The sequence below is a fragment of the uncultured Neisseria sp. genome (assembly GCF_951230505.1).
Taxonomy (GTDB): Bacteria; Pseudomonadota; Gammaproteobacteria; order Burkholderiales; family Neisseriaceae; genus Neisseria.
In genome coordinates, this window is sequence record NZ_CATNVN010000001.1 from 38,266 (window position 1) to 52,327 (window position 14,062).

13 protein-coding genes are annotated in these 14,062 nt (G+C 50.1%); 8 read left to right on the plus strand and 5 right to left on the minus strand.

All coding sequences use genetic code 11. The annotated features are described in order from the left end of the window. Positions 1-115: 115 nt before the first annotated feature. Positions 116-2,152, plus strand: coding sequence for a M3 family metallopeptidase (locus Q1M25_RS00195; RefSeq protein WP_300480392.1), 2,037 nt, complete (start codon positions 116-118; stop codon positions 2,150-2,152). A 356-nt stretch (positions 2,153-2,508) separates the two neighbouring features. On the opposite strand, the gene Q1M25_RS00200 is transcribed toward Q1M25_RS00195, so the two are convergent. Continuing rightward, complete coding sequence (locus Q1M25_RS00200; protein WP_070713750.1) at positions 2,509-2,772, minus strand: hypothetical protein; 264 nt, start codon at positions 2,770-2,772, stop codon at positions 2,509-2,511. Positions 2,773-3,006: 234 nt separating this feature from the next. On the opposite strand from Q1M25_RS00200, the gene Q1M25_RS00205 reads away from it, so the two are divergent. Both Q1M25_RS00205 and Q1M25_RS00210 read left to right on the plus strand, forming a co-directional pair. Further along, positions 3,007-3,426 carry a CopD family protein gene (locus Q1M25_RS00205; protein WP_300480395.1) on the plus strand — a complete coding sequence of 140 codons (420 nt, stop codon included), beginning with the start codon at positions 3,007-3,009 and terminating at the stop codon, positions 3,424-3,426. Positions 3,427-3,464: 38 nt separating this feature from the next. Next, a complete protein-coding gene (locus Q1M25_RS00210) occupies positions 3,465-3,935 on the plus strand; it encodes a CYTH domain-containing protein (RefSeq protein WP_250590824.1) in 471 nt (156 codons plus the stop codon). Between the two features lie 157 nt (positions 3,936-4,092). Here Q1M25_RS00210 and ubiG read toward each other — a convergent pair whose 3' ends face one another. The 4 genes from ubiG to Q1M25_RS00230 all read right to left on the minus strand — a co-directional run bounded on the left by ubiG (position 4,093) and on the right by Q1M25_RS00230 (position 7,129). Continuing rightward, positions 4,093-4,806 carry a bifunctional 2-polyprenyl-6-hydroxyphenol methylase/3-demethylubiquinol 3-O-methyltransferase UbiG gene (ubiG, locus tag Q1M25_RS00215; RefSeq protein ID WP_285071311.1) on the minus strand — a complete coding sequence of 238 codons (714 nt, stop codon included), beginning with the start codon at positions 4,804-4,806 and terminating at the stop codon, positions 4,093-4,095. 162 nt (positions 4,807-4,968) lie between these two features. Then, positions 4,969-5,502 carry a c-type cytochrome gene (locus tag Q1M25_RS00220; protein WP_300480401.1) on the minus strand — a complete coding sequence of 178 codons (534 nt, stop codon included), beginning with the start codon at positions 5,500-5,502 and terminating at the stop codon, positions 4,969-4,971. A gap of 467 nt (positions 5,503-5,969) precedes the next feature. After that, positions 5,970-6,242 (minus strand): GIY-YIG nuclease family protein, encoded by a 273-nt coding sequence (locus Q1M25_RS00225; protein WP_150537165.1) that lies wholly within the window; start codon positions 6,240-6,242, stop codon positions 5,970-5,972. Then, positions 6,239-7,129: a LysR family transcriptional regulator gene (locus Q1M25_RS00230; RefSeq protein WP_300480405.1), complete on the minus strand. Its 891-nt coding sequence runs from the start codon at positions 7,127-7,129 to the stop codon at positions 6,239-6,241. The genes Q1M25_RS00225 and Q1M25_RS00230 overlap by 4 nt, the downstream gene beginning before the upstream one ends. Positions 7,130-7,249: 120 nt before the next feature. On the opposite strand from Q1M25_RS00230, the gene Q1M25_RS00235 reads away from it, so the two are divergent. The 5 genes from Q1M25_RS00235 to Q1M25_RS00255 all read left to right on the plus strand — a co-directional run. After that, positions 7,250-7,906, plus strand: coding sequence for an NAD(P)-dependent oxidoreductase (locus tag Q1M25_RS00235; protein WP_300480408.1), 657 nt, complete (start codon positions 7,250-7,252; stop codon positions 7,904-7,906). 432 nt (positions 7,907-8,338) lie between these two features. Next, the gene (locus tag Q1M25_RS00240; protein ID WP_300480410.1) at positions 8,339-8,878 is read left to right on the plus strand and encodes a DUF924 family protein; all 540 of its coding nucleotides are present in this window, start codon (positions 8,339-8,341) and stop codon (positions 8,876-8,878) included. 112 nt (positions 8,879-8,990) lie between these two features. Beyond that, positions 8,991-10,355, plus strand: coding sequence for a tRNA uridine-5-carboxymethylaminomethyl(34) synthesis GTPase MnmE (mnmE, locus tag Q1M25_RS00245; protein WP_300480413.1), 1,365 nt, complete (start codon positions 8,991-8,993; stop codon positions 10,353-10,355). A 1,027-nt stretch (positions 10,356-11,382) separates the two neighbouring features. Next, positions 11,383-13,185 carry a DNA recombination protein RmuC gene (rmuC, locus tag Q1M25_RS00250; RefSeq protein WP_300480415.1) on the plus strand — a complete coding sequence of 601 codons (1,803 nt, stop codon included), beginning with the start codon at positions 11,383-11,385 and terminating at the stop codon, positions 13,183-13,185. Positions 13,186-13,223: 38 nt separating this feature from the next. Then, positions 13,224-14,062 (plus strand): glycosyltransferase family 8 protein (locus Q1M25_RS00255; protein ID WP_300480417.1); only part of this gene is annotated, 839 nt, incomplete at its 3' end.

Consider the following 14,062-nt stretch of genomic DNA (forward strand, 5'->3'; position numbering starts at 1 on the left):
CCGACAGGCAGGCGAGACACTTTAATTCTGCCTGTCTGCCACCATATAACGCCTATCGTTTTCTTTTCAGACGGCCACAAGGCCGTCTGAATCCATCTTATCCAGGAGAAACCATATGAGCGACAATGTCCTGCTCCACTTGGGCGAAGAACCCCGTTTCGACCAAATCAAAACCAAAGACATCAAACCTGCCCTGCAAACCGCCATTGCCGAAGCACGCGAACAAATCGCCGCCATCAAAGCGCAAAAGCACACCGACTGGGCCAACACGGTCGAAAAACTGACCGACATTACCGAACGTGTCGGCCGCATTTGGAGCGTGGTTTCCCATCTCAACTCCGTGGTCGATACGCCCGAGCTGCGTGCCGTATACAACGAATTGATGCCCGAAATCACCATCTTCTTCACCGAAATCGGTCAAGACATCGAGTTGTACAACCGCTTCAAAATCATCAAAAATTCTGCCGAGTTCGACACCCTCTCCCAAGCGCAGCAAACCAAGCTCAACCACGACTTGCGCGATTTCGTCCTCAGCGGTGCCGAATTACCGCCCGAACAGCAGGCAGAATTGGCGCAACTGCAAACCAAAGGCGCGCAACTGGGTGCCAAATTCGCACAAAACGTCCAAGACGCGACCGACGCTTTCAGCATTTACTTTGACGATGCCGCGCCACTTTCCGGCATCCCCGAAGACTCCATCGCCATATTTGCCGCCGCTGCGCAAAGCGAAGGCAAAACAGGCTACAAAATCGGCCTGCAGATTCCGCACTACCTCGCCGTTATCCAATACGCCGACAACCGCGAACTGCGCGAACAAATCTACCGCGCCTACGTTACCCGTGCCAGCGAATTGTCTGACGAAGGCAAATTCGACAACACGGCCAACGTCGAACAAACGCTTGCAAACGCACTGAAAACCGCCAAACTGCTCGGCTTCAAAAACTACGCCGAGCTGTCACTGGCAACCAAAATGGCGGATACGCCCGAACAGGTTCTGAATTTCCTGCACGACCTTGCCCGCCGCGCCAAACCGTTTGCCGAAAAAGACTTTGCCGAAATCAAAGCCTTTGCACGCGAGAGCCTGAATATCGAAGATCCGCAATCTTGGGATTTGAGCTACGCCGCCGAAAAACTGCGCCAAGCCAAATACGCCTTCAGCGAAACCGAAGTGAAAAAATACTTCCCTATCAGCAAAGTATTGGCAGGCCTGTTTGCCCAAATCAAAAAACTCTACGGCATCGAGTTGGCTGAAAAAACCGTCCCCGTTTGGCACAAAGACGTGCGCTATTTCGAGCTGAAACAAGACGGCCAAACCATCGGCGGCGTTTACATGGACTTATACGCACGCGAAGGCAAACGCGGCGGCGCATGGATGGACGGCTACAAAAGCCGCCGCCGTTTCGCCGACGGTACGCTGCAACTGCCGACTGCCTACCTCGTCTGCAACTTTACCCCGCCGGTCGGCGACAAAGAGGCGCGTTTGAGCCACGACGAAATCATCACCCTCTTCCACGAAACCGGCCACGGCCTGCACCACTTGTTGACCCAAGTTGACGAAATGGGCGTATCCGGCATCAACGGCGTCGAATGGGACGCGGTCGAGCTGCCTAGCCAATTCATGGAAAACTTCGTTTGGGAATACGACGTATTGGCGCAAATGTCCTCGCACGAAGAAACCGGCGCGGTATTGCCGAAAGAGCTGTTCGACAAAATGCACGCGGCCAAAAACTTCCAACGCGGTATGTTCCTCGTCCGTCAAATGGAATTTGCCCTCTTCGACATGGAAATCTATCATCAGGAAGATGAAGGCCGTCTGAAAGAATGGCCGCAAATCTTGGACAAAGTGCGTCAAGAAGTCGCCGTGACCCAACCGCCGGCATACAACCGCTTTGCCTTGAGCTTCAGCCACATCTTCGCCGGCGGCTACTCCGCAGGCTATTACAGCTACGCATGGGCGGAAGTTTTGAGTGCAGACGCTTACGCAGCGTTTGAAGAAAGCGACGATGTGGCCGAAACCGGCCGCCGCTTCTGGAAAGAAATACTGGCCGTCGGCGGTTCGCGCAGCGCAGCCGAATCCTTCAAAGCCTTTCGCGGCCGCAAACCAAGCCTGGATGCCCTGCTCCGCCACAGCGGTTTTGACAACGCAGCTTGATTTGAAAATCCGCCGTTTTAATTGCTGATTCAACGCTAAAGGCCGTCTGAAATGTTTCAGACGGCCTTTTTATAATCCATTCAATATGTTCAGCAAAACAAATATAAAACCATTAAGCCGATAAAACCACCCAGCGCAGAACGCCGCAATGATTTCCAAGCTCAATATTTTCCCAATGCGGACAAGCCGCCCATAAAAACAGGGCATGTTCCCATGCCCTATCATTTGAATTTCAGACGACCTTTCGGTTGTCAAAACTTATTAGGAACAATGAGCAAGCACTGTCCCTAACAAGACTTCGAGAAAAACAGAAGCCCACATTTCAAACCCCTATCTCCCCCAGCTCAACGCTAAAATTAGTTTTTGCCCTTTTTATCACCGGCATCCAAGCGCATATTGATAAATTCCATCATCAAATCTTTTTTCGTCCAGAAAAAGGTTTTCATTTTTTCCAAAGAATAGATTTTCCGAATCATCGCCGGCAATCCTGCATGAACGATGGCCGCGACTTCGCCATTGGTTGTTTCATTATCCATGGCGGCTTTGAGACTTAGATTGTGCGTATTCAGGTAGTTGCTAAGCTCTTTCCTGACGCTGTTGCTGATTTCAAATTGTTTCATGTTTTCCGTCCATAATGTTTTTATAATTAAATAGCATAGGATTTTAACAAGTTTTTTGCATCGTGCATATATCAACTTGCATATTGTTGCGAAATTTACAATTTGGTTTTTGGGTAAAATCGCGCCTGCAACACATTGTTGTGGCGAACTAAATCAGATTGTTTTGACTATTTTATTTTGGCTCGGGCCGTATTGCGGATAAAATAATGGTTTTAGGTTTTGGGGCCGTCTGAAATGTATTTGTGGTTTAAGCTGTTACACATATTTTTTGTGATTTCTTGGTTTGCCGGACTGTTTTATCTGCCGCGGATTTATGTGAATCTGGCGCAATTAGAGTCTGGTAGCGTGGAATATGTACGGCTGACGGATATGTCGCGCAGGCTGTACCGCTTTATGTCGCCTTTAGGCTGGGGAACGCTGATATTTGGCGCGGCCATCGGGTTTGTAAATAATTGGTGGGGCAACGGCTGGCTGGCGGTTAAATTATTGTGCGGCCTGCTGCTCTTGGCTTACCAGCTTTATTGCGGTCTGCTGCTGCGCCGTTTTCAAAACGGCAGCAATGTGTATTCGCACCGCTGGTATCGGGTATTCAACGAACTCCCCGTATTGATGATGGTGGCCGCGCTTTATATGGTGGTTTTCAAGCCGTTTTAATCTTCAGACGGCCTGTTTGGTAAATAAGGAAAGAATTCATGACGGTCGAAATCGAACGCCGCTTTTTGCTGGCGGATGACAGTTGGCGCGAAGCGGCAAGCGAGCCGCTGGTGTTGCAACAGGGCTATTTGAGCGTGGAAAAAGAGTGCACCATCCGCGTGCGGATTATCGGTTCGCAAGCATGGCTGACCTTAAAAGGCTATATTTCCGACATGACGCGCAGCGAGTTTGAATACGAAATCCCGCTGGCTCACGCGCAAGCGATGATGGCGGACATGTGTCCGTTTAAAATGGAAAAATACCGCTACCGTGTCGAATTTGAAGGCTTTGTGTATGAAATCGACGAATATTTCGGCGACAATGCGCCATTGATTGTGGCGGAAATCGAATTGCCGTCTGAAGATACCGAGTTCCCCAAACCATCTTGGCTGGGCAAGGAAATCACGGCAGACGGTAAATTCACCAATGCGTATTTGAGCAAACATCCGTATTCGTCTTGGACGGAATAAGGGTGACAACCTCTCTACACATACAAAAAAGGCATGTATCGCACATGCCTTTTTTCTTTTCAGACGGCCTAATTTGCCTTACCGATATTTGTATCAAACTGCTTTCGACATAGCGTTTCAAATATCGGGCAAGCCCGTGTGTTTTATCCGTGGAACCTTATGCCGGACGGCAGGCAACCATATAGTTGACCTCGGTCGAGTCGCACAAAGAATAACGGCCGCTCAACAAATTGTAGGTCATGCCCTTGCTGCCGACGGTATCCAATCCGGCTTGGCGGCACATGCGCGCAAGCTCTGCCGGCGTGATGAATTTTTTCCAGTCGTGCGTGCCTTTGGGGACGAATTTCAACAGATATTCCGCGCCGACAATCAGATGCAGATAAGATTTGGGATTGCGGTTGATGGTGGAGAAAAACACCATGCCGTCGGGTTTGACCAGTTTCGCACAGGCTTGAACGATGGCAGACGGATCAGGAACGTGTTCCATCATTTCCATACACGTTACCACGTCAAAGCTGTGCGGCTGCTCGGCGGCTAGGTCTTCGACGCGGATGCAGCGGTAATCGATATTGGCAACGTGTTGAGCGGCCGCATGGGCTGTGGCGGTTTGCAGGGATTTTTCCGCCATATCGATGCCGGTCACGTGTTCTGCGCCGCGTTTGGCCATGCTTTCCGACAAAATACCGCCGCCGCATCCTACATCCAGCACGCGTTTGCCTGCCAATCCGGCATAGCCGTCGATATAGTCTAGGCGCAAGGGATTGATGTCATGCAGGGGCTTGAATTCGCCGTTTTTATCCCACCATTTATCGGCGATTTGGCTGAACTTGGCGATTTCGCCGGCATCTACGTTATCGTGTTGATTGCTCATGGTTTGCTCCTGCATAAAATCATTCGCCTGATTTTAGCCGATTGCGCTTCAAAATAAAATGTTTCAGACGGCCTTTGCCTGTTTATCGGCCCTATTTCAACTTTTATCCGCCCACCCATAAAAAACGCACCTTGTAGCAAGGTGCGTTTCAATCGGTGCGATTTAGAATTTAGCGCCGGATTCGTTGGCCATGTAGTCAACTGCGGCTTTCACTTCGTCGTCGCTCAAGCTGCCGTTGCCGCCTTTGGCAGGCATGGAATTGAAGCCTTCGAGGGCGTGTTTGTGCAAGGTGTCTTTGCCTTGTTTAATGCGAGGTGCCCAGTCTTCTTTTTTGCCTACGGCCGGAGCGCCGGGAATCAAGCCGCTGTGGCATGCTTTACAGTTCGCTTCAAAAACAGCTTTGCCGTCCACTTTGGCGGATTCGGCAGGCTTGGCTTCAGCGGCAAGCGCTTCGGCTTTCTCTTCGGGCTTGGCGGCTTCTTCAGGTTTCGCGGCTTCCTCTGCTTTGCTGGCGGCAGCTTCAACCTTATCGGCGGCTTCTTGAGCGGCAGATGCAGTCGCATCGGCAGCAGAAGCGGCTTCGGTTTTAACTTCAGATGCAACGGCTTGAGCAGCCTCTTGAGTCTCCTGTTTAGCCTCTTGGGAACAAGCTGTCAAACCAGCCATCATCATTACGGCAATCAGTAATTTGTTCATGTTCGGTCTTTCCTTAGTTTTAGTTTAAATCACTGTTTTATATAAACAGCTTAAAAATTCTAGCATAGAAACTAATACTTTCGACCTACACTATAATAAATATTGGTATAAATCAGATTTTGTCTCAAAAACTGAAAAACATATTGACACCACCTCTCTACTCGGATAGAAATTCACCCCCATTTGTCATAAAACGCGATAACTTTCATTTTATTGTTCAAGCAGTTACTCATTTTATTTTCAAAGTTTCTTTTAGAATTCAACTTTTTACCGACTTCTCCATAAGTAGCGTCAACCTAAAAGCCATCCCCATCCAAACAGGCCGTTTGAATCCCAATCAGGTTTCAGACGGCCTTTTTGAATCATGTTAATAAACATTTGCCGCTTGGCCATGCAAAAGACACCAGCAGGCTTACCTATTTATGTGGTTATTCATATTCCGACTACAATTTAATCCATTGTCGCCATTAGTCTTTTGCCAATGTTTCAGCTTCAACCCACAATCCCCGCTTCTGCTCTGCCGTCAATTTCTTAATGCCGACTTCCCGTTTCAGCGCTTCACTTTTGCTCAGGCCGTCTGAAACGATGCGCATCTCGACAGGCTTGTTCAAACGCATGTATTTTGCGCCTTTTCCTGACAAATGCGCTGCAAATCGCTCTTGAGGACGGTTGCTGATGCCGCAATAAAACGCGCCGTTTTCGCACAAAATCAGGTAAACGCTCCAATTTTCCGCGTTCATAAATCCCCTTCCTTGGCAAAACTCTCGGTAAAAATCCGCACGGCAGCCTCGGTTTTGGCAGACTGCACACGATAAGGCGTTACCAAATAAAGGCTGACCGGCGGCAATGTCCATTCAGGCAAAACCGCTTTCAGACGGCCTTGCGCAATTTTCTCCCTCACTTCGCCGCCCACCTGCAAAGACAAACCAAATCCACTTTCGGTCAGACTACACACAGCGGCAAGATGCGTACAGGCAATGCTGTCGGCGACGTCAAGGAAATAGCTTTCTTCACCATTTTGCAAGGTCGTGCGGACAGGTAAAAAATGCAGCCAGCGGTGCGCATGAAGCTGAGAGGGATGGGTAATGGGCGGATGCCGGTCGAGATAATCGGGCGCGGCGCAAATGATGTACGGCCACGTCACGAGATGGCGCGCAACCAAGTTGGGATCGTCCAAAGCCCGGTCGCCGCCGCGTATGGCGATGTCGGTCTGATTGTGTTGCAGGTCGTCCAAAGTATCGCTGAAATTAAGGACAGGACGGATTTTTGGGAACTCGGTTTGCAATCGCGAAAAGGCCGTCTGAAAAGCGCGGGATTCGATGACCGTAGAAGTCAGGGAAATGCGCAATTCGCCGACAGGTTCGGTCTTCAGATTGTCGATAACAGTACGCGTATCGGCAAGGGTGGCGGCGAGACGGCGGCAGTATTCGCCCAAGGCACGGCCGGCATCGGTAGGCGCAAGGCTGCGCGTGCTGCGGTTTAACAGCTTGATACCATGCAGGGTTTCGAGGCGGTTGATGTGCTGGCTGACGGCAGACGGCGTCATGCCCAGCGCGGCCGCAGCGGCGTTCATGCTGCCGTGTTCAAGGACGGTAGCGAAAACAAGCAGGGGTTTGATGTCTTGCATTTGGAAATAATTGTTTAGTTCAACTTCACAATCATAACAGCAAATCAGGGATTATCAAGCGTTTCAGACGGCCTTACAATGCACTCATCTAATCAATCACACCCGAACAAGGAGTAAAACATGAAAATCGCAGTTATCGGTGCAACTGGTTATGTCGGCAACGCAGTCGTTCAAGAATTGGCAGGCCGCGGTCATGAAGTGACTGCTTTCGCCCGCAACACAGACAAAGTGTTCCAAGCACAAAATGTTGCCGCAGTCTCCGCAGATGTCAACGCAGCAGATTTTGCCGACAAACTGGCCGGTTTTGATGCCGTGGTCAGCGCATTCAACCCGGGCTGGACCAATCCCAACATCGGCGCGGATTTCACACACGGCGCAAACAGCATCGTCGAAGCGGCAAAAGCAGCGCAAGTGCCTTATTTGTTGGTCGTCGGCGGCGCAGGCAGCCTGTATGTGGCACCCGGTTTGCAAGTTATCGATACGCCCGACTTCCCGAAAGAAATTTTCGACGGCACCAATGCCGCACGCCATCTCTTGGCAGAACTCTTGCCGCGCCGCGACGTGAACTGGTCTTTCGTTTCCCCTCCGGCACGACTGGGCGCAGACGGCGGTTTCAGCGAAGACCAAACCGGCAAATACCGCTTGGGCAAAGACGATTTGCTGATGGACGGTGAAATTCCGGCAGGCATCAGCGTGGCCGATTTGGCAGTCGCCATCGCCGACGATGTGGAAAACAAAGCGCATTTGTTTGAACGTTTTACCGTCGCCGCTGTTTAATCATCTTAATTTAAAGGCCGTCTGAAACTAAAAGTTTCAGACGGCCTTTGCATGCGCTCATCTCATCAATCGAATCTCAACAAGAAGTCACACATGAAAATCGCAGTGATTGGTGCAACAGCTTATGTCGGCAACGCAAGCAAAGTTTTCCAAGTGCAAAATATTGTCGTCGTCTCCACATACGAATAAAATCTGTCGGCAATTTATATCAAAATTACAAAAATATTTTGAACAAAGTGAAGGAACTGTACCAGAGTAGTAAGGAGCCCATCCTGAAAAGATGTAGATCATAAATTGCATATTGTGAGCAACAATCCGCTCCGCTACCGATCTTTTCTCACGCAAGCGCTGATGGTTAAGATGATCTGAAAGCATCTCTCTAATTTTTCAGACGACCTCAATTTTCCCTGTACTCTATTTCAAGGAGTTTTCATGACACCTCAAACTGTCTTAGATTTCTGGTTTACCGAAGAAAACCGCCCTTTCCAATTTGCCCGCAACAATGGATTCGATGCCCAAATTCGCGCTCAATTTTTCGATATCTGGCAGCAGGCAGCTCGCGGCGAACTTTCACACTGGCGCGATACCCTGCAAGGCAGGCTCGCCGAAATCATTATTCTTGACCAATTCTCGCGCAATCTGTTCCGCGACAGCCATCAAGCGTTTGCCCAAGATACTGCTGCACTCATTCTTGCCCAAGAAGCCGTTCGCCAACCCGGCTTCGCCGACCTCCTTCCGCATGAACGCCATTTCATGCTAATGCCGTTGATGCACAGCGAAAGCCAAGTTATCCATGAACAAGCCGTACCGCTGTTTGAACGCTATACCAATGAAAACGCATTGACCTTTGAAATCAAACACAAAGTCATCATCGACCACTTCGGACGCTATCCGCACCGTAACGCCGTATTGGGGCGTAAAACCACGGAAGAAGAAGCAGAATTTCTGAAGCAGGAAGGTTCATCATTTTAATTCCATCAAAGTCAAAGGCCGTCTGAAACCGAAATCAAGGTTTTCAGACGGCCTGCATCATCGTGAAATCACTATATAATACCGTCTATTAAATTCCAGATACGAGCCAACCATGTCCGCATCCCAACCCACCATCGCCGCCATCGCCACCGCACCCGGACGCGGCGGCGTCGGCGTGATCCGTCTTTCCGGCAAAAACCTGCTGCCTTTGGCGCAAACCCTCAGCGGCGGCAAAACGCCCAAACCGCGCACCGCGCTTTACACCGACTTTCTCGGCGGCGACGGGCAGCCGATAGACAACGGCATCCTGCTCTACTTCGCCGCGCCAGCCAGCTTCACCGGCGAAGACGTGATTGAATTGCAGGGACACGGCGGCCCCGTCGTAATGGACATGTTGCTCTCGCGCTGCCTCGAACTGGGCGCGCGCATGGCGGAGCCGGGCGAATTTACCAAACGCGCCTTCCTCAACAACAAACTCGACCTAGCCCAAGCCGAAAGCGTCGCCGACCTCATCGACGCCTCCAGCAAGTCCGCCGCGCGCATGGCATTGCGTTCGCTCAAAGGCGCGTTTTCCCAACACATACACGAGCTGGTGGACGACCTTATTACCCTGCGGATGCTGGTTGAAGCCACGCTCGACTTCCCCGAAGAAGACATCGACTTTCTCGAAGCCGCCGACGCGCGCGGCAAGCTCCAAGCCCTGCAAGGCCGTCTGAAAACCGTCCTCGCCAGCGCGGAACAAGGCGCAATTTTGCGCGAAGGCATGAACGTTGTCCTCGTCGGCGCGCCCAACGTCGGCAAATCCAGCCTGCTCAACGCCTTGGCGGGCGACGACATCGCCATCGTAACCGACATCGCCGGCACCACCCGCGACACCGTGCGCGAACAAATTACCCTTGACGGTGTACCCGTCCACATCATCGACACCGCAGGCTTGCGTGAAACCGACGACGTGGTCGAGCAAATCGGCATCGAACGCAGCCGCAAAGCCGTCTCCGAAGCCGATGTCGCCCTGATTCTGATTGACCCGCGCGAAGGCGTAAACGCCAAAACCCAAGCGATTTTAAACAGCCTGCCCGAAGGTTTGAAAAAAATCGAAATCCACAACAAAGCCGATCTGACCGGCGAACCTGTCGCCGTCCGTTCAGACGGCCTCGCGCAAACCGGCGCGGAAAGTGTCATCAGCCTGTCCGCCAAAACCGGCGCGGGTCTCGATTTGCTCAAACACGCGCTGCTGCAGGAAGTCGGCTGGCAGGGCGAAAGCGAAAGCCTGTTCCTCGCCCGCAGCCGCCACCTCAACGCCCTCTCCGAAGCCGAAGCCGAGCTGGAAAACGCCGCCCTCTGCAACAACAACCAAATCGAGCTTTTCGCCGAACACCTGCGCCTCGCCCAAAACGCGTGCAGCGAAATCACCGGAGAATTTACCGCCGATGATTTGCTGGGCGTGATTTTCTCGCGCTTCTGTATCGGCAAATAAAACGGTTTACCATCAAATACAAAGGCCGTCTGAATGTTCAGACGGCCTTTTTTATCACCAAAACAAGCTTAATTTCACTTGCGTTTATTTATTGGCAGCTTCTGCCATATTTTTTGCGATTTTGGTTGCGCCAACTGTCAAACCGGACATACCGATCAAAGAAGCCGCAGCCAATTTGATTAATGTTTTCATTTTAACTCTTTTCTGTGTATTTAAGGGTGTGTTGTGTATTTTTTATTTATCGGCATCAGCCATATTGTGGGTGATATTGGTTGCACCGACGGTCAGGCCGGACATACCGATTAAAGAGGCTGCTGCCAGTTTGATTAAATTTTTCATTGTTTATCTCACTTTCTTGTCTGTCGGCCGAAAAACGGCCTAAGTTGCGTTTTCTGAAGTATTGTAATTAATTCGTTTATGATTGAATTATTTGTGTACTACCGTTTCGATATTACGGGAGATGCCGATGGCAGAAGCCGATATTCCGGACATACCGATTAAAGAAGCGGCGGCAAGCGTTATTAAATATCCCATTTTAAGTAGTCCTTTTTCATAGATACAAAATGTTATTTAACAACATACACATTTTTTCGCCGGCATCCGCGCTGCCGACAGGACGAATCATACCGTGTTAATCGTTAATTAATACAATTTTTCCGTAAAGATAAAATACTAAAAATATACATAATGATGATTTTAGTTAATTTATATTTTGTTTTGAAAATGACACCGATGTCTTTTTCAATGACACCGATGTCTTAATTACATACGCACTACAAACGTATCTTTCTGCGCCCATAAAATCCCTCCTTTTTTGTTGCAAAATTGCACTCTAAATTAAATATATTTTTAAATTCAAAATGTTACAAATTTATCTTTTTCACAACCTAAATGTTCAATTAGTCAAAACCAATACCTTTGATAGCTTCTTTTAAAGAAAACACACGTTTCTAGCGCATATCCGACCATAAAATGCGCTGCAAATATATGATATAGTGAAACATTCCGCGTATTGACTATTTCCAGCATGAACACCACCCTAATCCTGACCGGCGCGGCCGCATTTTTTATCGGCGCGCTGTTTGCTTGGCTGATAACACGCTACCAAGCCCAAAGCCGACACTTTACCGTTTTACAAGAATTGGCCGAAGCCCGCCGCCTGCATGAGTTTGCCGAACAGGTTCAGGCTCAAACTGCGGCGGATTTGGCGCAAAGCCGCCATACCGTGCAGGAATTGCAAGACGAATTGCAGGAGACGGGCAACCGCTTTGCCGCAGCCGAAAAACAGATTGCCTATCTGCAAGATTGCGAGGCCGAAGCCGAAGCTTTAAAACACGAATGTGCAAAATGGCAGCAAAACGCGCAAAACCTGCAAATCAACAATGAACGCCTAAACACGCAACTGGTTCAAGAACAGGCCTTGAGTGCGGATAAAAATACGCTTTTGCAACAACAGGAAGCGGAAAAAGGCCGTCTGAAACAAGACTACGACACGCTTTTGGAGCAAAACCATGCACTGCAAGTCCAAAACGAACGCCTCTCCACACAATTGACGCAAGAAAAAGCCAATATCGACGACAAAAACAGCCTTTTACAGCAACAGGAAGCCGAAAAAAGCCGTCTGAAACAAGAATACGCCGCCCTTTTGGAGCAAAATCACGCGCTTCAAGTCCAAAACGAGCGCCTCAACACCCAATCGGAAAAAGACCGTCAGGCTGCCGAAGAAAAATTGGCCCTGTTGGCAGATGCACGTAAAAACCTGAGCGACCAGTTCCAAAACCTCGCCAATACTATTCTGGAAGAGAAAAGCCGCCGCTTTACCGAACAAAACCACGACCATCTCCAACAACTGCTCAATCCGCTCAACGAACGTATACACGGCTTCAGCGAGCTGGTCCAGCAGACTTATGAAAAAGAAGCCAAAGAACGCCTGACCATCGAAAACGAGCTCAAACGCCTGCAAACCCTCAACACCCAGCTCCACCACGATGCCAAAGCGCTGACTACCGCGCTGACCGGCACGCAAAACAAAACCCAAGGCAACTGGGGCGAGATGATTTTGGAAAGCGTATTGGAAAATTCCGGCCTGCAAAAAGGCCGCGAATACATCGTCCAAGCTTCCAGCGTCCGCCACGAAGCAGACGGCACCCAACGCCGCCTCCAGCCCGATGTCCTCATCAATCTACCCGACAACAAACAAATCGTCATCGACTCCAAAGTATCGCTGACCGCCTACGTCCGCTATACGCAAAGCACCGGCGCAGAAGCAGAACGCGAGCTTGCCAACCACGTCGCCAGCATCCGCGCCCATATCAAAAGCTTGGCAGCAAAAGATTACACCGACCTTGAGGGCGTCAAAACGCTGGACTTCGTCTTTATGTTCGTCCCTGTCGAACCGGCCTACCTCCTCGCCCTGCAACATGATCCAAACCTATTCCAAGAGTGTTTCGACAAACGCATCATGCTGACCGGCCCCAGCACCCTGCTCGCCACCCTGCGCACCGTTGCCAACATCTGGCGCAACGAGCAGCAAAACCAAAACGCGCTGGCGATTGCCGAAGCAGGCAGCAAAATCTATGACAAATTTGTCGGCTTTGTCGAAAGCATGGACGGCATCAATAAAGCGCTTGGTCAGGCACAATCCCAGTTTCAGACGGCCTACGGCCGCTTGGTTTCCGGTAGGGGCAACCTCATCAGCAGCACCGAAAAACTACGCAAATTGGGCATCAAAGCCGGCAAACAACTGCAGCGGGATTTAGTAGAAAAGGCCATGTCGGAAAACGAAGACCACGCCGCCTTACCGACTGCACAAGACCAAGAAAATGACTGACAAAATTTAAAACATTGCAAATAAAGGGAATTTAACCAATGAGCAACATTACCATCGTCCTTGCCGCCGATACCGGCTATGCCGAACAAGTCCATACCCTGATGAAGTCCATCTGTACGTACAATACAGGTGTCAATTTCTACCTTATGCACAACACCTTCAGGAAGGAATGGATCAACTATACCAACCAAAAACTCGCCGCCAGCGGCAGCCGTCTGAATGATGTCAAAATCGAAATGGACTTCAGCCAATATCGCCGCCTGTCCCATATTTCGGATGCCGCATTTTTCCGCCTAATGATGCAGCACCTGCCCATCGACCGCGCCCTTTATCTCGACAGCGATATGGTGGTTACCCAATCCCTGCACGATTTATTCAACCTCGATATGCGCGGCTATCCCGTCGCCGCCGTACAAGATTCCTATCTCGCCCGTACCGATTGGAACCATCCGACCGGCCTGCACACCACGCCCTATTTCAATTCCGGTATGCTGCTGGCTGATTTGGGTCAATGGCGCAAACACAATATCGCGGAGCAACTGCTGCAAACCGCCGCCACCATTGATAAAACCGTCCCCTACGGCGACCAATGCTTTCTAAACACCGTATTTCAAGAAAACTGGCTGCAATTGGAAGAATCTTGGAATTACCAAACCGGCGCCAGAAGATTTTTCCAAACATACAACCTTGACGAAATGTTCCCTCTGCCGGATACCACCCCGCCCATCATCCACTACACCACACTCGCCAAACCGTGGTTGTGCGATTACGGCAAAATTCCTTTTGAAGAAATATATTGGCAATACTATTACGCCGACTGGCCGGAAGCGGAGTCTCTGACAGGGAATACGCTTCGCTTGCCTCAATTGTCCTTAAA

What these genes read in the sequence shown, in the direction of transcription:
- ubiG (WP_285071311.1), bottom strand. Translation starts at nt 4,806, where the DNA reads ATGAGCAATCAACACGATAACGTAGATGCCGGCGAAATCGCCAAGTTC.
- Q1M25_RS00200 (WP_070713750.1), bottom strand. Translation starts at nt 2,772, where the DNA reads ATGAAACAATTTGAAATCAGCAACAGCGTCAGGAAAGAGCTTAGCAAC.
- mnmE (WP_300480413.1), top strand. Translation starts at nt 8,991, where the DNA reads ATGTCCGCATCCCAACCCACCATCGCCGCCATCGCCACCGCACCCGGA.
- Q1M25_RS00210 (WP_250590824.1), top strand. Translation starts at nt 3,465, where the DNA reads ATGACGGTCGAAATCGAACGCCGCTTTTTGCTGGCGGATGACAGTTGG.
- Q1M25_RS00230 (WP_300480405.1), bottom strand. Translation starts at nt 7,129, where the DNA reads ATGCAAGACATCAAACCCCTGCTTGTTTTCGCTACCGTCCTTGAACAC.
- Q1M25_RS00225 (WP_150537165.1), bottom strand. Translation starts at nt 6,242, where the DNA reads ATGAACGCGGAAAATTGGAGCGTTTACCTGATTTTGTGCGAAAACGGC.
- Q1M25_RS00195 (WP_300480392.1), top strand. Translation starts at nt 116, where the DNA reads ATGAGCGACAATGTCCTGCTCCACTTGGGCGAAGAACCCCGTTTCGAC.
- rmuC (WP_300480415.1), top strand. Translation starts at nt 11,383, where the DNA reads ATGAACACCACCCTAATCCTGACCGGCGCGGCCGCATTTTTTATCGGC.
- Q1M25_RS00240 (WP_300480410.1), top strand. Translation starts at nt 8,339, where the DNA reads ATGACACCTCAAACTGTCTTAGATTTCTGGTTTACCGAAGAAAACCGC.
- Q1M25_RS00220 (WP_300480401.1), bottom strand. Translation starts at nt 5,502, where the DNA reads ATGAACAAATTACTGATTGCCGTAATGATGATGGCTGGTTTGACAGCT.
- Q1M25_RS00205 (WP_300480395.1), top strand. Translation starts at nt 3,007, where the DNA reads ATGTATTTGTGGTTTAAGCTGTTACACATATTTTTTGTGATTTCTTGG.
- Q1M25_RS00235 (WP_300480408.1), top strand. Translation starts at nt 7,250, where the DNA reads ATGAAAATCGCAGTTATCGGTGCAACTGGTTATGTCGGCAACGCAGTC.